Consider the following 22,191-nt stretch of genomic DNA (forward strand, 5'->3'; position numbering starts at 1 on the left):
CATGCATGCCTGAGACGTGAAACGCCAGGCAAAACCGTAGCGAGCGGAAGGGAGAGGTGGTCGAGAAGCGCAACCGTGCTGGAGCACGGTGAGCATCGCAGGCCGCCTATACCGACGCGCAGTAGGTTTGGTCAGGCGCTTTCTTCGATGATCTCGAAGGAATGCGTAATTTCCGCGGTCTTGGCCAGCATGATCGACGCCGAGCAATATTTGTCATGCGACAAGGCCACGGCCCGTTCGACTGCGGTGGGTTTCAGGGCCTTGCCCCGCACGGTGAAGTGGAAGTGGATCTTGGTAAACACTTTCGGATCGGTATCGGCGCGTTCGGCCTTCAGGGTTACTTCGCAGCCATTGACGGCTTCGCGGCCCCGTTTCAGGATCAGCACCACGTCATAGGCGGTGCAGCCGCCCGTGCCCAGCAAGACCATCTCCATGGGGCGTGGCGCCAGGTTGTGGCCGCCGCCTTCGGGCGCGCCATCCATGCTCACCATGTGGCCGGAACCGGTTTCTGCCCGAAAACTCATGCCCGACGGGCCATTCCAGCTGACTTTGCATTCCATCGTACTCTCCGAAAATTGTAAGCGTTATTGTATTGTAATAGAGGAATGCCCGTCCATGTGCTGGCCGCCAGCCCGCAGCGGGTCTGCATTGCGGCTTGACGCGGCAGGGCAAAGCCGCTTATACTTGTCGGCTTTCCGTTCGCTCAGGAAAAGTAAATAAGGCAGAGTCCGCACAGCAACATCGGCGGAACCACCATTTGAGCGTGTAATCTATTAGGAAGTCAACATGAAAACATTTTCCGCTAAAGGACATGAAGTCCAGCGCGATTGGTTCGTGGTTGACGCGACGGACAAAGTCCTCGGACGTGTTGCCAGCGAAGTGGCACTCCGACTGCGCGGCAAACACAAACCAGAATTTACTCCTCACGTCGATACCGGCGACTTCATCGTCGTCATCAACGCAGGCAAACTGCGTGTGACCGGTACCAAAGCTACTGAGAAAATTTACTACCGTCACTCTGGTTATCCAGGCGGCATCTACGAAACCAACTTCCAGAAAATGCAACAGCGTTTTCCAGGTCGCGCGCTTGAGAAAGCGGTCAAGGGCATGCTGCCTAAAGGCCCACTCGGCTACGCAATGATCAAGAAGCTGAAAGTGTACGCGGAAGGTTCCCATCCGCACGCTGCTCAGCAACCTAAAGCACTTGTTCTCTAAGGAACTGACATGATCGGTAATTACAATTATGGAACCGGCCGTCGCAAAAGTGCAGTGGCTCGGGTTTTTATCAAAGTTGGCACAGGCTTGATCGTTGTTAACGGCAAACCAGCAAACGAATACTTTTCGCGCGAAACGGGTCTGATGGTCATCCGTCAACCTCTGGAACTGACCGGCAATGTCGAGCGTTTCGACATCAAAGTCAACGTCCATGGCGGCGGTGAGTCGGGCCAGGCTGGTGCAGTTCGTCACGGCATCACCCGCGCTCTGATCGACTACGATGCAGCGCTGAAACCGGAACTGGCGAAAGCCGGCTTCGTGACCCGCGATGCACGTGAAGTCGAGCGTAAAAAAGTTGGTCTGCGCAAAGCACGTCGCGCAAAGCAATTCTCGAAGCGTTAATTTCTACGCTACAGCGCCTTCCGGGGTGCTGGTCGAAAAGCCGCTGGACTTCGGTCCCGCGGCTTTTTTGCATTTCAGCGTGACTCTGCGTTGCGCTGTAAAATACGCGGAAAACCCGCAGGGGGAGCGTTTCCCTTCATCTTTATGCAATCTATACACAAGGAAAGAACATGATCAAAGTTGGCATCGTCGGCGGCACTGGATACACGGGCGTGGAGTTGCTGCGCTTGCTGGCTACCCATCCAGATGTCGAGTTGACGGCGATTACCTCGCGCAAGGAAGATGGCTTGCCCGTTGCTGACATGTATCCTTCCCTGCGCGGCCACGTGAAACTGGCATTTTCCTCGCCGGACAAGGCGAATCTGGAACAATGCGATGTGGTCTTCTTTGCCACCCCGCATGGTGTTGCGATGGCGCAAGCTCCAGCCCTGCTGGCCGCTGGCGTGAAAGTCATCGATCTGGCCGCCGACTTCCGCCTGAAAGACCAGGCCAAGTTCGAGCAGTGGTACAAGATTCCCCACACGGCACCCGAGCTGATCGAGCAGGCCGTGTACGGCTTGCCGGAACTGAACCGCGAAGACATCAAGCAGGCGAAGCTGATCGCCAATCCAGGCTGCTACCCGACCACCATGCAGCTGGGCTTCTATCCGCTGCTGAAGGCGGGCCTGGTCAACGCGGGCGGCTTGATCGCCGACTGCAAGTCGGGCGTGTCCGGCGCCGGCCGCAAGGCGGAAATCGGCATCCTGTTCTCGGAAAGCAGCGACAGCTTCAAGGCCTATGGCGTGGCTGGTCACCGCCACTTGCCGGAAACGACGGCGCAGCTGCAGCGTTTCACGGACGACAAGGTGGCGCTGACCTTCACGCCGCACCTGGTGCCGATGATTCGCGGCATGCATTCGACCCTGTACGCGCAGCTGAACAAGGACGTCAGCAATGAAGAATTGCAAGCCTTGTTCGAAGCGCAATACAAGGACGAGCCTTTCGTCGACGTGATGCCGTTCGGTTCGCACCCGGAAACCCGCTCCACGCGCGGCTCGAACATGCTGCGCCTGGCCTTGCACCGTCCCGAAGGCGGCAATACCGTCATCGTGCTGGTGGTGCAGGACAACCTGGTCAAGGGCGCTTCGGGCCAGGCCGTGCAATGCATGAACTTGATGTTTGGCTTGAAAGAAACGGCCGGTTTGCAACATATCGCCCTGCTGCCGTAAAAATAGGCACCAAGCTTGCGCAGGTCCGGCACCTTTTTGCCGGACCTGTGCTAAATTGGACTGCCACGTACACCGACAGGATGACGTTCATGTTCGAGCGCAACACGAAAAACCCCATCGACACCCTGATCGGCGCTTCCACGCGGATCGAGGGCGATTTGCTGTTTTGCGGCGGCTTGCGCATCGATGGCCATGTGCGCGGCAACGTCACGGGCGAGCCGGGCGACCCCACTTATGTGGTGCTGGGCGAGGCAGGGCGTCGATCGATGGCGAAGTGCGCTGCTCCAGCCTGGTCGTCAGCGGCGAGATCAATGGCCCCGTGTACGTGTCCGAAATGCTTGAAATCCAGCCAAAAGCCCGCATTGTAGGAGAGGTCTATTACAAGGTGCTGGAAATGCACAGCGGCGCCTTGGTGCAAGGCAAGCTCAGTCGCCACGACAGCGCCGACCCCGTGCTGCACCTGGCCGTGTCGGAAATGTGATCCGGAACAACAGTGGCGGCTGGCGGCGAGGGCTGGCAGAGCGAGAGTTGCGCCAACAGTCTATAATGACCGAATGTTTTCTGAGGAGTGCCTGATATGAATGCCGTCGCTGAAATGCAAGATGTGATCCCTTCCCCTATTATCTTTACCGATAGCGCCGCTGAAAAAGTCGCGCAGCTGATCGAAGAAGAAGGCAATCCCGACCTGAAATTGCGCGTCTTCGTGCAGGGCGGCGGCTGTTCCGGCTTCCAGTACGGCTTTACGTTCGACGAAAATCGTCAACGAAGATGACACCACCATGGTCAAGAACGGCGTCCAGCTGTTGATCGATTCCATGAGCTACCAGTATCTGGTCGGCGCGGAAATCGACTACAAGGATGACCTGGAAGGCGCGCAGTTCGTGATCAAGAATCCGACAGCGACGTCTACCTGCGGCTGCGGTTCGTCCTTCTCCGTCTAAGCTGGCACATCTGAGAAAACGTCCATGGCGGCGTTGCATTGCCTCGCCGTACTATTCGTACTGTCTTCGGCAATGCGCCTTGCCCTGAACGTTTTTCAGACGCGCCGGATTACAGGCGCAATATAAAAATAGCGGATCATCGATCCGCTATTTGTGTTTCTGGAGCAATTGTTTCATATCAACGTGGGTACAGCGCGCCCAGTACCCGTAAACCCTGCGCTCCCGTCACGGCCGGCAAGTTGCCCGGCTTGCGCTGCGTAAAGCGCCATGCCAGCCAGGCAAACGCCAGCGCTTCGACCTGGCTGGGCGCCACGCCCAGCGCTGCCGTCGATGCCACCGCCATGCCCGGCAATGCAGCGGCCAGGGCTGCCATCAGCGTGGCGTTCTGCGCGCCGCCGCCACATACATATACCGTTTCCGCCTGCGCCCCGTCGCGCGCGATGGCGTGCGCCAGGCTGGCGGCCGTCAGCTGCGTCAGGGTCGCCTGCACGTCGGCTGGCCGGGCGCCAAGGTGATTCGCCAGCTTGCCTTGCAGCCAGTCGGCGTGGAACAGGTCGCGCCCCGTGCTTTTTGGCGCCGGCAAGTCAAAATACGGATCAATGAGCAAATCCGCCAGCAGGGCAGGCAAGACCTGGCCCGTGGCGGCCCAGGCGCCGTTGGCGTCGTAGGGCTGGCCCAGGTGCCGCAAGACCCAGCCATCCATCAGCGCATTGCCGGGCCCCGTGTCGTAGCCAGTCACCGCGCCGTCCGCATGCAGCACGCTGATGTTGCTGATGCCGCCGATATTGGCCAGCACGCGCGTGTGGCCGGGCAAATTGAAGATGGCCTGGTGAAAAGCGGGCACCAGCGGCGCGCCCTGGCCGCCGGCCGCCACGTCGCGGCTGCGCAAGTCGGCGATGACGTCGATACCCGTCAGTTCCGCCAGCAGGGCCGGATTGTTCAACTGGCGCGTAAAGCCCAGTTCAGGGCGGTGGCGGATGGTCTGGCCGTGCGCGCCGATGGCGGCGATGGCGTCCGGGCCGATGCCCGCGTCGCTCAATAGCCGGGCGACGCAGTCGGCGTAATGGCGCACGAGTTGATTGGCCGCCAGTGCTTCGCGTTCGATTTCATTCTGGCCGGCACTTTGCAAGGCCATCAGGTCATCGCGCAGGCTGGCGGGAAAGGCAATGTAGGCATCGCCCAGGCTGCGCGTGCCGCCATCGTCGGCAAAGTCGACCAGCGCGCCGTCAACGCCGTCCAGGCTGGTGCCCGACATCAAACCGATATACAGCATGGGTGTTTCCTCGCGTGCGTAAGTGATGAATGCATTGTGCCGTATTTTCTCGTGCACATAAAACAAAGGCACCGGCCATCTGCATGGGCGGTGCCTTTATGTGTTGCCCGAAGGCAGTGTTGCTTAGCGCGAAGCCAGTGCCGTGTCGTTCGGACGCAGCAGGGTGAAGCGGTGCATCATGTCAGCGGAGACCATGCGGAAGCGGCTCAGCTCGGCTGCCGTCAGCGGCGCCTGGGCTTGGACGTTCAGCTTGCTTGGATCTTGCGCCACGCCGCCGACGCGGAATTCATAGTGCAAATGGGCGCCCGTGGACCAGCCGGTGGTGCCGACGTAGCCGATCACATCGCCCTGGCTTACTTTTTGACCTTTTTTCAGGCCCGAAGCGAAGCGGCTCATGTGCGCGTAGGCGGTGGTGTAGTTGGCCCAGTGTTTCAGAACAACAACATTACCGTAGCCGTTCTGGCTGCCGACGGAATCGACCACGCCGTCGCCGGAAGCGCGGATAGGCGTGCCCGTTGCCGCGGCAAAATCGATGCCCTTGTGCGCTTCCAGTTGCCGGAAATCGGGTGCACGCGCATGGAGAAGCCGGACGAGATGCGGGAGAATTCGAGGGGGGATTTCAGGAAGGCTTTTTTGAGGGACTTGCCGTCGAAACTGTAGTAACCGCCGCCTTGCTTGCTGGCTGGGTCTTCGAACCAAACGGACTGGTAAGTCGTGCCGCGGTTGGTGAATTCACCGGCCAGGATGCGGCCCGCTCGGACAAATTCGCCATCTTGCCAGAACGTTTCGTAGACCACATTAAACGAGTCGCCGCGTTTCAGGTCGGAACGGAAGTCGATATTGGTGGAGAACATTTCCACGATTTGCGCGGAAATCGAGTCTGGCAGGCGGGTGCCGTCCAGGCTGGAGTCGGTGGCGGCGAACAGGGTGGAAGTAATCTTGCGCGCATGCATTTCAACGCGGCGTTCCAGCTGGGCTGCCACTTCCGTGGCCACGAACTTGTCGCCCTTGCGGGTGATCAGGATGTTCTTGACCGATTTGTCGTTGCTGTCGACGAGGGTGGCGCGCATCCAGTTGAGTTCGCCAGTTTCGGACGTTTGCGCTTGCACGCGCTTGCCCGATTTCAGCAACATCACGCCGCGTGCGATCTTGTCGGTTTTGATGAAATTGGCAGCCGCCGTATCATCCACGCCGAGACGGGTCAGCAAGGTGGCGAGGGTATCGCCAGCGCGGACTTTTTCTTCGTGGGTGAAATTCTGGTCTACCTGTTCCATCGCGGAAATTTGCGAGGCAAGATCAGGCATTTCCAGGTTCTGGGCGATGGACGTGACCGGGAGGTCGGACGCATCGGGTGCCATGGGCGACACAGCGACCGCGCCGAAGGCGGCCACGGCGAGCAGCACTGCGGACGCGCCGATAATGCGTGCCTTGCGTGTCGTCGTCAGCTGTGTGTACAAGCGTGAGCCTGTGATTTTATGTATAGGGTTCATGCAATCAGTTAAAATTTGCCCTTGAACGATTCGTGAACTAGTGCTCTTTGTTATTGTTATTTTGGTTCGCTCATACGGCAAGATTGATGGGATCGAGCATTATAACAAACTCCGCAAACCTACTACCATTTTGAGATTTATAGTCAAATTTTATGGAAATCAACACCACCGCATCGCCTACAAAGGCTAACGCCGCTCAGACCGCGCTTGTGCTGTCGGACAGAGTACAAGAAGCCCTCGCGATTACCAAGCGTGGCGTCGACGAACTCTTGATCGAAAGCGAATTTGCGCAAAAATTAGCGCGTTCCGAGAAAACCGGTGTTCCACTGCGCATCAAACTGGGCCTGGACCCGACTGCACCCGACTTGCATCTGGGCCACACTGTCGTGTTGAACAAGATGCGCCAGCTGCAAAACCTGGGCCATCAAGTCATTTTCCTCATCGGCGACTTTACTTCCATGATCGGCGACCCTTCGGGCCGCAACGTCACGCGTCCGCCGCTGACGAAGGAACAGATCGAGATTAACGCGATGACGTATTTCGCGCAAGCATCTTTAGTGCTGGACGCCAGCAAGACGGAAATCCGCTATAACTCCGAATGGTGCGATCCGCTGGGCGCGCGCGGCATCATCCAGCTCGCTTCCCACTACACGGTGGCGCGCATGATCGAGCGCGACGACTTCACCAAGCGCTTCCAGGGCGGCATTCCTATTTCCGTCCACGAATTCCTGTACCCGCTGATGCAGGGTTACGACTCGGTGGCCCTGAAATCGGACCTGGAACTGGGCGGCACGGATCAGAAGTTCAACCTGCTGGTGGGCCGCGAACTGCAAAAGCAGTATGGACAGGAGCAGCAGTGTATTTTGACCATGCCGCTGCTGGAAGGTTTGGACGGCGTGGAAAAAATGTCCAAGTCGAAGAATAACTACATCGGCATCACGGAACCGGGCAACACCATGTTCGCCAAGCTGATGAGCATTTCCGACGTGATGATGTGGCGCTACTACGAGCTGCTGTCGTGGCGCTCGATCGCCGAACTGGCCCAGCTGAAGCGCGAAGTCGAAGAAGGCCGCAATCCGCGCGACGCCAAGGTTGCGCTGGCGCAAGAAATCGTCGCCCGCTTCCATTCGCAGCAGGCGGCCGAAGATGCGCTGGCCGACTTCGTCAACCGCTCGAAGGGCGGCATTCCCGACGATATCCCGGCAGTGACCCTGGCTGGCGCCCCTCTGGGCATCCCGCAATTGCTGAAACAGGCTGGCCTGTGCCCGTCGACGTCGGAAGCCATGCGCATGATCGAGCAGGGCGGCGTGCGCATCGACGGCACCGTCATCAGCGACAAGGGCCTGCAAGTGGCGGCTGGCGAATTCGTGTTGCAAGTTGGCAAGCGCAAATTTGCGCGCGTCACCTTGACGGCATGATCGCGCTGCTGCAGCGCGTTACCCAGGCGAAAGTCGACGTCGCCGGCGCCACCATCGGCGCCATCGACGCCGGCCTGATGGTGCTCGTGTGCGCCGAGCGGGGCGATACGGAGAAGGAAGCCGATGCTCTGCTGGCCAAGCTGCTTGGCTACCGTGTGTTTGCCGACGAGGCGGGCAAGATGAACCGCAGCGTGACGGACGTGGCCGGCGGCTTGCTGCTGGTGCCGCAGTTTACGCTGGCGGCCGACACCAAGTCCGGCACGCGTCCGTCGTTTACGCCGGCCGCCGCGCCGCAGGACGGCTTGCGCCTGTTCACGCATTTCGTGGACCAGGCGCGCAGCCGCCACGCGACCGTGCAAACGGGGCAGTTCGGCGCCGACATGCAGGTGTCGCTGACGAACGACGGGCCCGTCACCTTCTGGCTGCAAGTAAACGCAAAGCAATAACTAAAAAATATAAAGAGGAGCAAGCGATGAAATTGTGGAGCGAGACGTTTCGTGATGGCGGCCTGATGCCGGCCGACCATGCCTTTGCCGAGATCGATCCGGCCAGCCGCGTGCGCCTCGCCGGCAACCGCAATCCTCATCTGGCCTGGGACGAGGTACCGAACGGCACCGAGTCGCTGGCCCTGTTCTGCATCGACCCCGATGCGCCGCAGGACGCCAGCCTGGTCAATGTTGAAGGCCAGGTCTTGCCGCTGGCGGCGCCGCGCGGCGATTTTTATCACTGGAGCTTGCTCGACGTGCCGCCCGCCATGCGTTCCATTGCCGCCGGGGAATTTTCCAGCGGCATCACGGCACGCGGCAAGGCGGCCGCTACTGGGCTGCGCCAGGGCCTCAACGACTACATGGGCTGGTTTGCCAGCGATGCCGCCATGGCCGGCGATTATTACGGCTATGATGGCCCATGCCCGCCGTGGAACGACGAGCGCATCCACCATTACATTTTCCGCCTGTATGCGCTCGACGTGGCGCGCCTGGAGCTACCCGAGCGTTTTACGGGGCAGCAAGCGCATGCCGCTCTCTACGGCCACATCCTCGACGAAGCCCAGCTCGTCGTCGCCTACTCGCTCAACCCCGAGCTGGCACTTACCCTGAAGAAATAACGCATGAGCACCACGATTTTACTGATACGCCATGGCGAGACGGCCTGGAATGCGGGCCGCCGCCTGCAGGGCCATATCGACATCGCCCTCAACGAGGCGGGCCTGGCGCAAGCGGCCGCGCTGGGGCAGGCGCTGGCGGACGAGCCGCTGGCCGCCATCCTCGCCAGCGATCTGCAACGCGCGCAGCAGACGGCGCAAGCCGTTGCTAAATTGAAAGATTTGCCCGTGCAAACGGATCCCTTGCTGCGCGAGCGCTGCTATGGCGCCTTCGAAGGCTTGCTGTATGCGGATATCGCCGCGCGCTATCCGCACGAGTATGCGCAGTGGCAATCGCGCCAGATCGACGCCGTGATGCCGTCGGGCGAGCGCCAGGCCGAGAGCTTCCGCCAGTTCTATGCGCGCGCGAATGGCGCCATCGCCCGCTGGGCCGAACGCTATGATGGCCAGACGATCGCCATCGTGGCGCACGGCGGCGTGCTCGAGTGCGCCTACCGCGAGGCGGTCGGCATGACGCTCGACAGTCCGCGTGACTTCCAGGTCAAAAATGCCAGCGTCAACCGTTTTTCTTACGCCGACGGCAAACTGCATTTAGTGCACTGGGGAAATATCGAACACCTGAGCGCGCCCGCGATGGACGAGCTGGGCTAAGCGGCCCCATTGTCACTCTGACGCACTGATCCAAAAAAATAGTGCTTATTAATTAGGCAGGGAATCGGTTAAAATAGCAGGTTCCTCCGTCCATTCCAGGTTCTTCAGTGCAAATCGGCCCTCACATTCTGCGCAACAACGTTTTCGTCGCTCCCATGGCGGGCGTGACGGATCGGCCTTTCCGCCAGTTGTGCAAGCAGCTGGGTGCCGGCTACGCCGTGTCGGAGATGGCGGCGTCGAATCCGCGCCTGTGGGCGACGGAAAAAAGTTCGCGCCGCACGGACCACGCAGGCGAAATGGAGCCCAAAGCCGTGCAGATCGCCGGCGCCGACCCGCAAGACCTGGCCGACTGCGCCAGGTTCAACGTGGACCGGGGCGCGCAGATCATCGACATCAACATGGGCTGCCCCGTCAAAAAGGTGTGCAACAGCTGGTGCGGTTCGGCCCTGCTGCAAAACGAAAGCCTGGTCGAAAAGATTTTGCACGCCGTCGTCAATGCCGTCGACGTGCCCGTCACCCTGAAATTTCGCACGGGCTGGAACCGCGAAAACAAGAATGCCCTGAAAATCGCCCGCATCGCCGAGCAGGCGGGCATCCAGATGCTGACCTTGCACGGCCGCACGCGCGCCGATGGCTACAAGGGCGATGCCGAATATGAAACCATTGCCGCCGTGAAAGCATCGGTGGCCATCCCCGTGGTGGCCAATGGCGACATTACCAGTCCTGAGAAGGCCCGCTTTGTGCTGGATCAAACAGGCGCCGATGCCGTCATGATCGGCCGCGCGGCGCAGGGCCGGCCGTGGATTTGCCGCGAGATCGACCATTTCTTGCGCACCGGCACCTTGTTGCCGGCGCCCTACGTGGATGAAGTGCGTACCCTGATGGACGAGCATTTGCGCGCCCATTACGCGTTTTACGGGGAATTCCTCGGCGTGCGCACGGCGCGCAAGCACATCGGCTGGTATGTGAAGGATCTGGAAGGCGGCGAGGCGTTCCGCCAGGAAATGAACTTGCTGGAGTCGACGGATGCGCAATTGCTGGCCGTCGATCAATTTTTTGAGTCGCAATGGAAATTTGGCGAACGGTTACAATACCGCCTCTCCGAATCCAGTGAAAGTGGCCTAATAGAAACGGCCACGGCAGCATGAGCAGATAGCAACAAGCAGGGTAAATCAGTTAGCAGCAGTACAAGGGCGAGCGCCTATACAGAGCGTCATGCAATATTAATTACAACACCGAGGCAAGAGGGCAGCACGCGGACCGCATGAGCGGCGCGGCCCCGGATGGCCAGGTGTTCAGCCGGTTGAAGCATAAAAATGAGCAAAGAAAGCATTCAGGAAGTCGTACAGAAAAGTCTAGAAGATTACTTCAATGACCTGGGCGAACAGCAAGCATCGAATATCTACGACATGGTCGTACTGACCGTGGAAAAGCCCATCCTGGAAGTCGTGATGACACGCGCCGATGGCAACCAGTCGCACGCCGCGCAGATGCTGGGCATCAACCGCAATACCCTGCGCAAGAAATTGCAGGAGCACGGTTTGCTGTAATGCCGGCATGCAAGTGACGCCAAGATTTGAATCCGCCGCAGCGGGCCCAGCCTGATAGCTGACCGCTGCGCCATTCGCCAAGAACACTTAACCACCTAGCCACAGCCATGATCAAACAAGCTCTCCTCTCCGTTTCCGACAAGACCGGCGTTCTCGAATTCGCCCGCGCCCTGTCCGCCCTCGGCGTCAACCTCCTGTCCACCGGCGGCACTGCCAAATTGCTGGCAGACAACGGTGTTCCCGTCACGGAAGTTGCCGATTACACGGGTTTCCCGGAGATGCTCGATGGCCGTGTGAAGACCCTGCACCCGAAAGTGCACGGCGGTATCCTGGCGCGCCGCGATTTCCCTGAGCACATGTCGAAACTGGTCGAGCACGACATGCCGACCATCGACATGGTGGTGGTCAACCTGTACCCGTTCCAGGGCACGGTCGCCAAGGCCGATTGCACCCTGGAAGACGCGATCGAAAACATCGATATCGGCGGCCCGACCATGCTGCGTTCGGCGGCCAAGAATCACAAGGACGTGGTCGTCATCTGCGACCCGACCGACTACGACGCGGTGCTGGCGGAAATCCGCTCGGCCGACGGCAAGGCCGGCGACGTCAGCTATGACACCAAGTTCATGCTGGCGAAAAAAGTCTTTGCGCACACGGCGCAATACGATGGCGCCATCACCAACTACCTGACCAGCCTGGGCCCGACGAAGGTGCACGCCGAGCGCGGCGCCTATCCGCAAATCCTGAACGTTGCATTTGAGAAAGTGCAAGACATGCGTTACGGCGAGAATCCGCACCAGAGCGCCGCCTTCTACCGCGATCTCGTCACCACCGAAGGCGCGCTGGCCAACTACCGCCAGCTGCAGGGCAAGGAATTGTCGTACAACAACATCGCCGATGCCGATGCGGCCTGGGAATGCGTGAAGAGCCTGGGCGGCTTCGAGCAGAGCGCCGCTTGCGTCATCGTCAAGCACGCGAACCCATGCGGCGTCGCGCTGGGCAAGAATGCGGCCGAAGCGTACGCGCGCGCCCTGCAGACGGACCCGACCTCGGCATTCGGCGGCATCATCGCGTTTAATACCGAACTGGACGGCGCCACCGCCGGCGAAATCGCCAAGCTGTTTGTCGAAGTGCTGATCGCCCCGTCGTTCTCCGCCGAAGCGAAACAAATTCTGTCGAGCAAGCAAAACGTGCGCATGCTGGAAATTCCGCTGGGCAATGGCGTCAACGCCATGGACTTCAAGCGCGTCGGCGGCGGTCTGCTGGTGCAATCGCCGGACGCGAAAAACGTCGGTATCGGCGACTTGCGCGTGGTCAGCAAGCTGCAGCCTACGCCGCAGCAATTGTCCGACCTGATGTTCGCCTGGAAAGTGGCGAAATTCGTCAAGTCGAACGCCATCGTCTTCTGCGGCAATAACATGACCCTGGGCGTGGGCGCAGGCCAGATGAGCCGTATCGATTCGGCCCGCATCGCCTCGATCAAGGCGCAGAATGCGGGCCTGTCGCTGACCGGTTCCGTGGTGGCGTCGGACGCCTTCTTCCCGTTCCGCGACGGCCTCGACGTCGTCGTCGACGCGGGCGCGACCTGCGTGATCCACCCGGGCGGCTCCATGCGCGACCAGGAAGTGATCGATGCGGCGGACGAGCGCGGCGTTGTCATGTTGTATACCGGAACGCGTCACTTCCGTCATTGATATGGAACAGGCCGGGATTCAATACCCGGCCGGCAGTAACTCAGCGGCAGGCACCGGTTATTCACCGGTGCCTGCCGTATTCATTATAGAATCTGGCGATGATTATTCTTGGCATCGATCCTGCCTGCCTGCGCACGACCGGCTTTGGGGTCATTGAAAAACACGGCAACAAGCTGCGCTATATCGCGTCGGGAACCGTCAAGACGGGTTCCGAAGGGGAATTGCCGCCGCGCCTGAAGATCATCTTGCAGGGCGTGAGCGAAATCGTCGGCACCTACCAGCCCGATTGCGCGGCTATCGAAAAAGTGTTTGTCAACGTCAATCCCCAATCGACCTTGCTGCTGGGCCAGGCGCGCGGCGCGGCCATTTGCGCGCTCGTCCACGCCGACCTGTCGGTGGCCGAATACACGGCGCTGCAGGTAAAGCAGGCCGTCACGGGCCACGGCAAGGCGGCCAAGGAGCAGGTGCAGGAGATGGTGTCCCGGCTGTTGTCACTGCCCGGCTTGCCCGGCACGGATGCGGCCGATGCCCTGGGCGTGGCCATTTGCCACGCCAACAGCATCGATGCACTGGCCATGATCGGCGCGCTGGCGCCCCAGCTGCAGGGCTTGCGCATGAAGCGCGGCCGCCTGGTCGGATCGGATAAACACTCTGAAATTTAACATTAGGAACACGCGATGATAGGCCGTCTCTCCGGTATTTTGCTTGAAAAGAATCCGCCACAATTGCTGGTCGATTGCCAGGGCGTCGGCTATGAAGTCGACGTGCCGATGAGCACCTTTTACAACTTGCCCCACGTGGGCGAAAAAGTCGTGCTGTTCACGCACCAGGCCATCCGCGAAGATGCGCACCTGCTGTTTGGTTTCGGCAATGCGGCCGAGCGTGCCGTGTTCCGCCAGTTGATCAAGATCACGGGCGTGGGCGCGCGCATGGCGCTGTCGATCCTGTCCGGCATGACGATTGCCGACCTGGCGCAGGCGATCACGTTGCAGGATTCGGGCCGTCTGGTCAAAGTACCGGGCATCGGCAAGAAGACGGCGGAACGTTTATTACTGGAATTGAAGGGCAAGCTGGGAGCCGATATCGGCGCCGGCGGCGCGCATGCGGCGCCCGATGCGCAATCGGACATCCTCAATGCGCTGGTCGCGCTCGGTTATTCGGACAAGGAAGCGTTGGCGGCCGTGAAAAACGTGCCGGCCGGCAGCGGCGTGTCGGATGGCATCAAACTGGCGCTGAAAGCGCTGTCGAAAGGCTGATAGGGCATGAGCATTCAGACCGACAGCTTCACGGAACAGCGCATCATCGACGCGGCGCCCATCTCGCACAACGAAGAAGCGATCGAACGGGCCTTGCGCCCCAAGCAGCTCGACGAGTACGTGGGGCAGGAAAAGATCCGCGACCAGCTGGAAATCTTCATCACGGCCGCGCGCCAGCGCAAGGAAGCGCTCGACCATACTTTGCTGTTCGGCCCGCCTGGCCTGGGCAAGACGACCCTGGCGCACATCATCGCGCGCGAAATGGGAGTCAATCTGCGCCAGACCTCCGGCCCCGTGCTCGAACGCCCGGGCGACCTGGCGGCGATTTTGACGAACCTGGAAGCGAACGACGTCCTGTTCATCGATGAAATCCACCGCCTGTCGCCCGTGGTGGAAGAGATTCTGTATCCGGCGCTTGAGGATTATCAAATCGACATCATGATCGGCGAAGGCCCGGCCGCCCGTTCCGTGAAACTCGATCTGCAACCGTTTACATTAGTGGGCGCCACCACGCGCGCCGGCATGCTGACCAATCCGCTGCGCGACCGCTTCGGCATCGTGGCCCGGCTGGAGTTCTACAACACGGGCGAATTGACGAAGATCGTCACGCGCAGCGCCGCCTTGCTGAAGGCACCGATCGACCCGGAAGGCGCGCATGAAATCGCCCAGCGCGCCCGTGGCACGCCCCGCATCGCCAACCGCCTGTTGCGCCGCGTGCGCGATTTCGCGGAAGTCAAAAGCAATGGCGAGATCACCAAGGTGGTGGCCGACCGCGCGCTGGCCATGCTCGATGTCGATTCCGCCGGTTTCGACGTGATGGACCGTAAACTGCTCGAAGCCGTGCTGTTCAAGTTCGGCGGCGGCCCCGTCGGCATCGGCAACCTGGCCGCCGCCATCGGCGAAGCGGCCGATACCATCGAAGACGTGCTGGAACCTTACCTGATCCAGCAAGGCTTTTTGCAGCGCACGCCGCGTGGCCGTGTCGCCACGCCGGCCGCCTACCTGCACTTCGGCGTCAGCGCGCCGCGCATGGGCCCGGGCGGCGAAGCGTGGGAGCTGTGATGGCGGAAGGCAGCCAGCAGGCCATGCCCGGCATGCAGATCTGGATCGACGCCGATGCCTGTCCCGTCGTCATCAAGGAAATTTTGTACAGAGTCGCCGACCGCCTGGAGTTGCCGCTCACCCTGGTAGCCAACCAGGGTTTGAGGGTGCCGCCGTCGCGTTTTATCCGTACCGTGCAAGTACCATCGGGCGCCGACGTGGCCGACCAGGAAATCGTGCGCTTGCTCAATCCCGGCGACCTCGTCATCACGGGCGACATCCCGCTGGCTGCCGACGTGCTCACCAAGGGCGGTTTTGCGCTGAACCCGCGTGGCGAGTTTTATACGAAAGACAATATCGCCCAGCAACTGACGATGCGCGCCTTCATGGAAGAACTGCGCAGCGGCGGCGTCGACACGGGCGGCCCGGCCGCCTTCAGCCAATCCGACCGGCAACAGTTCGCCAACAGCCTGGACCGGCATCTGAGCAAGCATCACCGCAAGCCGGCAGCGCCGCAGACGTAAAAAAACCGGCTAACAAGCCGGTTTTTTTCCGCGCCAGTTTGATCTAGCGCATGACTTTGCGTGTCCCCACGACTTCCACCGTCACGCGGCGGTTCTTGGCGCGGCCGGCTGCACTCGTGTTGTCGGCCACGGGCTGCGTTTCTCCCTTGCCTTCCGTGTAGACGCGGCTCGTTTCCACGCCTTGCGCCACCAGGTAAGCCTTGACGGCTTCGGCGCGGCGCTGCGACAGTTTCTGGTTGTAGGCGTCGGAACCGACGGCATCCGTATGGCCGACCGTGACGATCACTTCCAGGTCCATGCCGGTCAGCTGGCCGACCAACTGGTCCAGCGCCGCCTTGCCTTGCGGCTTGAGCGTCGATTGATCGAAATCAAACAGCGCTTCGGAAGCAAACGACACTTTTTCCGAGACGGGCGCCGGCTTCACCTCGGCCGCAGGGGCCGGCATGGTTTCGCTGATGGGTGGCAATGCCACCGGCGCCGGCTGGTAGGCTGGCGTGGCGCTGGCCGGGCGGCCCAGTTTATACACGAGGCTGACGGAATACAGGTCCGCATCGCCGCGGTTGCCGACGGCGTCGTTCAGGCGGTAGCGCTCGACTTCGCCGCGCAGGGCCAGCGCTTCGCTGAACTTGTATTCGAGGCCCAGGCCCAGCTTGGCGTTGAGCTTGCGCTCGCTGGCATGCGTATTGGTCGAGCCCAGCAGGCGGTTGCCGCTGAATTCCGTGTTGGTCTTGGTGTAATGCATGCCGACACGGCCCAGCAGGGACAAACGCTGCGACAGCGGCAGCTGGCCCAGCAAGTCCAGGTTCACGCCGCGAAAGCCCGCTTCGCCGTTGAGTACGCCGTTGCCGCTGGTGGTCGACTTGAAGTCGAACTTGCCCAGGTCAAAGTAACCCCCTTCCACGGCGAAATACTGGTTCAGTTGCCGGCCAACAAACAATTTATAGCCGGTGTCGCGCTGGTCCTTGCTGAAACCGGTGACCGTTTCGCCGTTGGCGGCAAGGCTGGCGCGCAGGCGCGGCTCGTCGATGTTGGCGCGCGACTGGCCCACGCCCGCGCCGATGTACCAGGCGCTGTTGGCCCAGTCCGGGTTGATGAAGGTGTTGTCCTGCGCCTGTGCCGATTGTGCCGCCAGCAAGGCGCCGGCCATCACGCTCAGCGCGCCCAGTGTGTGTGCGATAGTCATGGTCATGTCCCGTTTATTTGGTGATCTGGTTGTTGCGCAGGGTGACGGCAGCAGCCGTCAGCACGCGGCCATTGAGCAGGGTCGTGTTGTCGCCCACCGTGATGGCGGCGGACTGGCCCAGGATATTGCCCTTGAAGACGCTGTTCGCGGCCAGGGTGGTCGGGCCGACGGGCAGCCAGCTGACGTTGTCGGCCGTGGCGCCATTGTTCAGGGCCACCACCGAATTGACGGTCGAATCGAGCGTCAACGCCGTGCGGAAGATGTACACGCCGGGACCGTTCAGGGTCAGGGTACCGGTGATGCTGATGGCGCCCGCATAGCAATACACGCCGGGACCGAAGGTCTGGCCGCCCAGGTCGATGCCGCCGGCAAAGCTGACGTCGCAAGTCCGGCTATTGCCGTCCGTGATCGCCGCTTGCAAATCCGTCATGGCGCCGGCCAGGATGGCGCCCGACTTGTAATTGGTAAAACCGGCCGCCTGGGTCGGATCGACCGTTTGCGATGGCGCACCGACGTCGCCCGTGATCAGGGTGGTGCCGCCCGAATTGTTGGTGATCGAGGTGCCGGCCAGCACGCCGAACGGCGCCGCGCGGCCCAGATTGATCGGGTTGAGGACGGGCGGGATGGCCACTGCCGTGACGGTCAACAGCGCGCGCTGCCTGACTGGCCGCCGGCCGTGGCCGTGATGCTGCTGGTGCCGGCGGCAACACCGGTGGCGATGCCCGTGTTCAGTACCGTGGCGTTGGCGACGCTGCCCGAAGTCCAGCTGGCGCTGTTGGTGATGATGGCATTCGAGCTGTCCGAATAGGTTGCCGTGGCAACGAATTGCTGCTGGGCACCGATAGCGACGCTGGCGGTGGCTGGCGTGACGGCGATGCTGACCAGGGTAAGGGCAGGGACTGTGACGGTGGTGCCGGCCGTCTTGCCGTTGAAGCTGGCGTTCATGGCACTGCTGCCGGCTGCAACGCCGGTGACCAGGCCGCCGCTGGCGACGGTGGCGAAAGCGGGCGTGGCGGCAAGGAAGCTGCTGCCGGCCGTGACGTCAGCCGTGCTGTTGTCCGAGTAGGTGGCAATGACGGCCAGCTGGCGCGTCGCGGCGACAGGGATGATCGGGTTTTGCGGCGTGACGGCGATCGACAGCAAGGTCGCCGGCGAGACGGTCAACTGGGCCGCCGCGCTCTTGCCGCCGAATGCGGCGCTGATGTTGCTGTTGCCGGCAACGATGCCGGTGCTCAAGCCCGTGGCGGCGTTGACGCTCGCGCTGGCCGGCGTGGCCGACGTCCAGGCCGCCTTGGCGCTGACGTCTTGCGAAGAACCGTCGCTATACGTGGCGATGGCCGTGAATTGCTGGCCAGCGCCGATGGCGACCGTTGCCGTGGCTGGCGTGACGGCCAGGCTGGACAAGGTGGCGGCCGGCAGGCCGAGGATGGGATCGCGTCCCTGGTCGCCGCCGCCGCAACCGGCAAGGGCCGCCATGGCCAGCAAACCGGCCGGGATGAGCAGCGGGCTCAAAAATCGCTTGAAGAGATTCATATAGTTCCTTTGTGCATGGCAATCATTGCCGGGCATCCGCGGATGAGGTCATCCGGCAGAGCCATGCCGCCCTTCGCTACAGGGCGATGGCGTCACAGGCATGCACTACTTTCATTTAGGAAACTTCAAGTATGTTCGGTGGCGCGCATAGGCTGCTGGCGCTTGCAGATAGGTTCAAAAGGGAGCGATTCGGCCTGAAAAACAACAGCAGGGCGGGCTTGCGGACGCAAAAAAGCCGGCGCATGGCCGGCTTCATCAGGGCAGGGCGTGCGTTGATTACTCTTCGCGCACCCACGTTTGCGAGCGGCCAAACATCGGCACGCCGACATAGCCGCGCACTTGCAGCTTGGTGCCGCCTTCAATCAGTTCGGCCTTGCTCTTGTAGACCTTGCCGCTGGCCGGGTCCGTGATTTCGCCGCCCGTCCATTCCTTGCCGTCATATTTCAGGCCGGACAGGATCACCAGGCCGATGATGGGCTGGTCCTTGTTGGCGCCCGTGCACTTGTCGCACTTGGGATTTTGCTCTTCGTTCGGGCCACGGAACAGCTTGTCGATCTTGCCTTGCAAGACGCCATTGTTTTCCGTGATGACGACGAGGGATTTCGGCTTGCCGCTGGCGTCGCGTCGTCGATGGTTTTCCACGTGCCGACAGGAGTGTAGTTGCCGTCGCGCGCGGCGGCGCTGCCGGCGATGGCCAGGGCGGCCATCATGATGCTTGCTGTGACGCTTGCTTTGAAAATTTTATGCATTGCTAGTCTCCAATGGTTTTTTTGATCGGGTCACGAACAGTTATATACCAAGGCAAGACCAGCGGTGCTGCGCGGCGTCACGGATGACGCCGCGCAATCCTTCCAAACCTGCCTTATGCGCTGGCTAGTTTAGCAAACTGTTCGCGCAGTTTTTCAATTGTCGCCGAAAAACTGAGCAAACGCTCGTTTTCTTGCGCAACGATGGCAGCCGGAGCGCGCGCGACGAAGCTTTCATTGCCCAACTTGCTGTTGACCTTGGCAATTTCCGCTTCGATGCGGGCGATTTCCTTGCCCAGGCGCTCGCGTTCGGCGGCCACGTCGATTTCCACTTTCAGCATCAGCTTGGTGGTGCCGACGATGGCGACGGCCGCAGGCGAGTCCGGCAGCGCATCGACGATCTGCACGTCGGCCAGCTTGCCCAGCGACTGGATGTACGGCGCGTACGAGGCCAGCGCGGCCTTTTCCGCCGCATTGCCCGCTTCGACGATCAGCGGCACGCGCACGGATGGCGAAATCTGCATTTCGCCGCGCAGGTTGCGCGTCGCATCCGTCAAGGCTTTCAGCTGCTGCATCCACGCTTCGGCCGATTCGTCGATCTTGCTGGTGTCAGCGATCGGATACGGCTGCATCATGATCGAATCACCTTCCGGCTTGAGCGTCTTGCCGGCCAAAGGCGCCACCGTCTGCCACAGCGCTTCCGTGACAAATGGGATGATCGGATGGGCCAGGCGCAGCACCACTTCCAGCACGCGCAGCAGGGTGTGGCGGGTGGCGCGCTGCTGGCCTTCCGTGCCTTGCTGTACTTGCACCTTGGCTACTTCCAGGTACCAGTCGCAATACTCGTCCCACACGAATTTGTAGATCGATGCGGCGATATTGTCGAAACGGAAGTCTTCAAAGCCCTTGGCCACGTCCAGTTCCGCCTTTTGCAGCAGCGAGATAATCCACTTGTCCGCTTGCGACAGATCAACATCGTTCGCCGTGCAATCCTTGCCTTCCGTGTTCATCATGACGAAACGGGTGGCGTTCCACATCTTGTTGCAGAAGTTGCGGTAGCCTTCGCAGCGGCCCAGGTCGAAATTGATGTTGCGGCCCAAGGACGCATAGCTGGCCATGGTGAAGCGCACGGCGTCCGTGCCGTAGGCCGAAATGCCGTCCGGGAATTCCTTGCGCGTCGCCTTGGTGATCTTTTCCGCGTCGCGCGGGTTCATCAGGCCCGTGGTGCGCTTGACGATCAAGCCTTCCAGGTCGATGCCGTCGATCAGGTCGATCGGGTCCAGGGTGTTGCCCTTCGACTTGGACATTTTTTGCCCCGTCGAGTCGCGCACCAGGCCGTGCACGTAGACGGTTTCAAACGGCACCTTGCCGTGAAGTGCGCCGTCATCATGACCATGCGCGCGACCCAGAAGAAGATGATGTCGAAACCCGTGACCAGCACGGACGAGGGCAGGAAAGCCTTCATGTCCGGCGTTTCTTCAGGCCAACCCATCGTCGAGAACGGCACCAGGGCCGACGAGAACCACGTGTCGAGCACGTCGTCGTCGCGCTTCAAGGGACCCGTGCTGCCGGCGGCCAGGGCCTTGGCTTCCGCTTCGGCTTGCGTTTTCGCAACAAAGATATTGCCCGCGTCGTCGTACCACGCCGGGATTTGATGGCCCCACCACAGCTGGCGCGAGATGCACCAGTCCTGGATGTTGTTGAGCCACTGGTTGTAGGTGGTGCTCCAGTTTTCCGGCACGAACTTGATTTCGCCGTTGGCGACCTTGTCCAGCGCCGTTTCCGCGATCGACTTGCCGGGGAAGAAAGTGCCTTCCGGGGCCGGCTTGCTCATGGCGACGAACCACTGGTCGGTCAGCATCGGCTCGATGACGACGCCCGTGCGGTCGCCGCGCGGCACCATCAGTTTATGCGGCTTGACCTGTTCCAGCAAGCCTTGCGCGTCGAGGTCGGCGACGATCTGCTTGCGGGCGGCAAAGCGGTCCATGCCGCGATACGCTTCGGGTGCGTCGTCCGTGATCTTCGCGTCCAGGGTCAGGATGACGATCTGCGCCAGTTTGTGGCGCTGGCCGACGGCGTAATCGTTCATGTCGTGCGCCGGGGTAATCTTGACGCAGCCCGTGCCGAATTCCTTGTCGACGTATTCGTCGGCGATGATGGGGATTTCGCGGTCCGTCAACGGCAATTTCAGCATCTTGCCCACCAGCGCCGTGTAGCGCTCGTCCGTCGGATCGACGGCCACGGCCACGTCGCCCAGCATGGTTTCAGGACGGGTCGTCGCCACCGTCAGGAAACCGCTGCCGTCGGCCAGCGGGTATTTGATGTACCACATGGAACCGTCTTCCTCCTCGGACACCACTTCCAGGTCGGACACGGCCGTGCCCAGCACGGGGTCCCAGTTGACCAGGCGCTTGCCGCGGTAGATCAGGCCTTGCTCGAACAGGCGCACGAAGACGTCGGTGACGACTTTCGAGCGCGGCTCGTCCATCGTGAAGTATTCGCGCTGCCAGTCGGCCGAGGCGCCCAGGCGGCGCATTTGCCCGGTGATGATGGAACCGGATTTTTCTTTCCATTCCCACACTTTTTCCACGAATTTCTCGCGGCCCAGGTCATGGCGCGAAATCTTTTGCGCGTCCAGCTGGCGCTGCACGACGATTTGCGTGGCGATGCCCGCATGGTCGGTGCCCGGTATCCAGGCCGTGTTGTGGCCCAGCATGCGGTGGTAGCGGGTCAGGCCATCCATGATGGTCTGGTTGAACGCATGGCCCATGTGCAGGGTGCCGGTGACGTTCGGCGGCGGCAACTGGATGCTGAAGGAAGGTTTTCCCGCATCGAGGGTGGCGGTAAAGTAACCGCGCTGTTCCCACTCGGTGCGCCAGAATTGTTCAATGTCGGCGGGCTCGAAAGACTTGGCTAATTCCATGATTTGGCGTGTGATTGGCAAAAGGAACCATTATAAGGGGT

Annotated in this window: 20 protein-coding genes and 5 pseudogenes; 16 read left to right on the forward strand and 9 right to left on the reverse strand. The window is 61.1% G+C overall.

What is annotated here, in order from left to right; all coding sequences use genetic code 11:
- Positions 1-131: 131 nt before the first annotated feature.
- The gene (locus ACQVLG_RS11765; protein ID WP_474294669.1) at positions 132-560 is read right to left on the reverse strand and encodes an OsmC family protein; all 429 of its coding nucleotides are present in this window, start codon (positions 558-560) and stop codon (positions 132-134) included.
- 226 nt (positions 561-786) lie between these two features.
- Between ACQVLG_RS11765 and rplM the strand changes: the two genes are divergently transcribed.
- The 5 genes and pseudogenes from rplM to erpA all read left to right on the forward strand — a co-directional run bounded on the left by rplM (position 787) and on the right by erpA (position 3,766).
- Positions 787-1,215 carry a 50S ribosomal protein L13 gene (rplM, locus tag ACQVLG_RS11770; RefSeq protein ID WP_010393282.1) on the forward strand — a complete coding sequence of 143 codons (429 nt, stop codon included), beginning with the start codon at positions 787-789 and terminating at the stop codon, positions 1,213-1,215.
- 9 nt (positions 1,216-1,224) lie between these two features.
- On the forward strand, positions 1,225-1,617 hold the full coding sequence (rpsI, locus tag ACQVLG_RS11775; RefSeq protein WP_010393285.1) for a 30S ribosomal protein S9: 393 nt from the start codon (positions 1,225-1,227) through the stop codon (positions 1,615-1,617).
- Between the two features lie 170 nt (positions 1,618-1,787).
- Positions 1,788-2,825 carry an N-acetyl-gamma-glutamyl-phosphate reductase gene (argC, locus tag ACQVLG_RS11780; RefSeq protein ID WP_230541583.1) on the forward strand — a complete coding sequence of 346 codons (1,038 nt, stop codon included), beginning with the start codon at positions 1,788-1,790 and terminating at the stop codon, positions 2,823-2,825.
- 89 nt (positions 2,826-2,914) lie between these two features.
- A pseudogene (locus tag ACQVLG_RS11785) lies at positions 2,915-3,306 on the forward strand (bactofilin family protein).
- A gap of 96 nt (positions 3,307-3,402) precedes the next feature.
- A pseudogene (erpA, locus tag ACQVLG_RS11790) lies at positions 3,403-3,766 on the forward strand (iron-sulfur cluster insertion protein ErpA).
- A gap of 178 nt (positions 3,767-3,944) precedes the next feature.
- Here the strand turns inward: erpA and ACQVLG_RS11795 are convergent.
- Positions 3,945-5,039, reverse strand: a complete 1,095-nt coding sequence (locus ACQVLG_RS11795; protein ID WP_474294673.1) for an anhydro-N-acetylmuramic acid kinase — start codon at positions 5,037-5,039, stop codon at positions 3,945-3,947.
- Positions 5,040-5,162: 123 nt separating this feature from the next.
- A pseudogene (locus ACQVLG_RS11800) lies at positions 5,163-6,529 on the reverse strand (peptidoglycan DD-metalloendopeptidase family protein).
- Positions 6,530-6,681: 152 nt separating this feature from the next.
- Here ACQVLG_RS11800 and tyrS point away from each other — a divergent pair.
- The 11 genes from tyrS (at position 6,682) to ACQVLG_RS11855 (ending at position 15,765) form a co-directional block, all read left to right on the forward strand.
- Positions 6,682-7,947, forward strand: coding sequence for a tyrosine--tRNA ligase (gene tyrS / locus ACQVLG_RS11805; RefSeq protein WP_230541579.1), 1,266 nt, complete (start codon positions 6,682-6,684; stop codon positions 7,945-7,947).
- A complete protein-coding gene (gene dtd, locus ACQVLG_RS11810; RefSeq protein WP_034784767.1) occupies positions 7,944-8,393 on the forward strand; it encodes a D-aminoacyl-tRNA deacylase in 450 nt (149 codons plus the stop codon). The genes tyrS and dtd overlap by 4 nt, the downstream gene beginning before the upstream one ends.
- Before the next feature lie 26 nt (positions 8,394-8,419).
- The gene (locus tag ACQVLG_RS11815) at positions 8,420-9,052 is read left to right on the forward strand and encodes a YbhB/YbcL family Raf kinase inhibitor-like protein (protein WP_474294675.1); all 633 of its coding nucleotides are present in this window, start codon (positions 8,420-8,422) and stop codon (positions 9,050-9,052) included.
- Positions 9,053-9,055: 3 nt separating this feature from the next.
- A complete protein-coding gene (locus tag ACQVLG_RS11820; protein WP_474294677.1) occupies positions 9,056-9,700 on the forward strand; it encodes a histidine phosphatase family protein in 645 nt (214 codons plus the stop codon).
- Between the two features lie 107 nt (positions 9,701-9,807).
- The gene (gene dusB / locus ACQVLG_RS11825; protein WP_474294679.1) at positions 9,808-10,848 is read left to right on the forward strand and encodes a tRNA dihydrouridine synthase DusB; all 1,041 of its coding nucleotides are present in this window, start codon (positions 9,808-9,810) and stop codon (positions 10,846-10,848) included.
- Between the two features lie 168 nt (positions 10,849-11,016).
- Positions 11,017-11,250 carry a helix-turn-helix domain-containing protein gene (locus tag ACQVLG_RS11830; RefSeq protein WP_008445162.1) on the forward strand — a complete coding sequence of 78 codons (234 nt, stop codon included), beginning with the start codon at positions 11,017-11,019 and terminating at the stop codon, positions 11,248-11,250.
- A gap of 107 nt (positions 11,251-11,357) precedes the next feature.
- Positions 11,358-12,944, forward strand: a complete 1,587-nt coding sequence (gene purH / locus ACQVLG_RS11835) for a bifunctional phosphoribosylaminoimidazolecarboxamide formyltransferase/IMP cyclohydrolase (RefSeq protein ID WP_474294683.1) — start codon at positions 11,358-11,360, stop codon at positions 12,942-12,944.
- Positions 12,945-13,042: 98 nt separating this feature from the next.
- Positions 13,043-13,606: a crossover junction endodeoxyribonuclease RuvC gene (gene ruvC / locus ACQVLG_RS11840; protein WP_474294685.1), complete on the forward strand. Its 564-nt coding sequence runs from the start codon at positions 13,043-13,045 to the stop codon at positions 13,604-13,606.
- 15 nt (positions 13,607-13,621) lie between these two features.
- Complete coding sequence (ruvA, locus tag ACQVLG_RS11845; protein ID WP_070222695.1) at positions 13,622-14,200, forward strand: Holliday junction branch migration protein RuvA; 579 nt, start codon at positions 13,622-13,624, stop codon at positions 14,198-14,200.
- Between the two features lie 6 nt (positions 14,201-14,206).
- Entirely contained in the window at positions 14,207-15,262 is a 1,056-nt protein-coding gene (ruvB, locus tag ACQVLG_RS11850) for a Holliday junction branch migration DNA helicase RuvB (protein WP_034749202.1), read from the forward strand.
- A 32-nt stretch (positions 15,263-15,294) separates the two neighbouring features.
- Positions 15,295-15,765 (forward strand): YaiI/YqxD family protein, encoded by a 471-nt coding sequence (locus ACQVLG_RS11855; protein WP_077399560.1) that lies wholly within the window; start codon positions 15,295-15,297, stop codon positions 15,763-15,765.
- A gap of 43 nt (positions 15,766-15,808) precedes the next feature.
- On the opposite strand, the gene ACQVLG_RS11860 is transcribed toward ACQVLG_RS11855, so the two are convergent.
- The 6 genes and pseudogenes from ACQVLG_RS11860 to ACQVLG_RS11885 form a co-directional block, all read right to left on the reverse strand.
- Positions 15,809-16,948, reverse strand: a complete 1,140-nt coding sequence (locus tag ACQVLG_RS11860) for an OmpA family protein (protein ID WP_474294688.1) — start codon at positions 16,946-16,948, stop codon at positions 15,809-15,811.
- 13 nt (positions 16,949-16,961) lie between these two features.
- Positions 16,962-17,594, reverse strand: coding sequence for an ice-binding family protein (locus ACQVLG_RS11865; protein ID WP_474294690.1), 633 nt, complete (start codon positions 17,592-17,594; stop codon positions 16,962-16,964).
- Positions 17,591-18,481 carry an Ig-like domain-containing protein gene (locus ACQVLG_RS11870; protein ID WP_474294691.1) on the reverse strand — a complete coding sequence of 297 codons (891 nt, stop codon included), beginning with the start codon at positions 18,479-18,481 and terminating at the stop codon, positions 17,591-17,593. The genes ACQVLG_RS11865 and ACQVLG_RS11870 overlap by 4 nt, the downstream gene beginning before the upstream one ends.
- A 276-nt stretch (positions 18,482-18,757) precedes the next feature.
- A pseudogene (locus ACQVLG_RS11875) lies at positions 18,758-19,230 on the reverse strand (DUF2147 domain-containing protein).
- Between the two features lie 113 nt (positions 19,231-19,343).
- Entirely contained in the window at positions 19,344-20,345 is a 1,002-nt protein-coding gene (locus tag ACQVLG_RS11880; RefSeq protein WP_474295627.1) for a class I tRNA ligase family protein, read from the reverse strand.
- Between the two features lie 18 nt (positions 20,346-20,363).
- Positions 20,364-22,150, reverse strand: a pseudogene (locus ACQVLG_RS11885) (valine--tRNA ligase); the annotation flags it as partial.
- Between the last annotated feature and the right edge of the window lie 41 nt (positions 22,151-22,191).

This window comes from Janthinobacterium sp. TPC_1 (genome assembly GCF_056037845.1).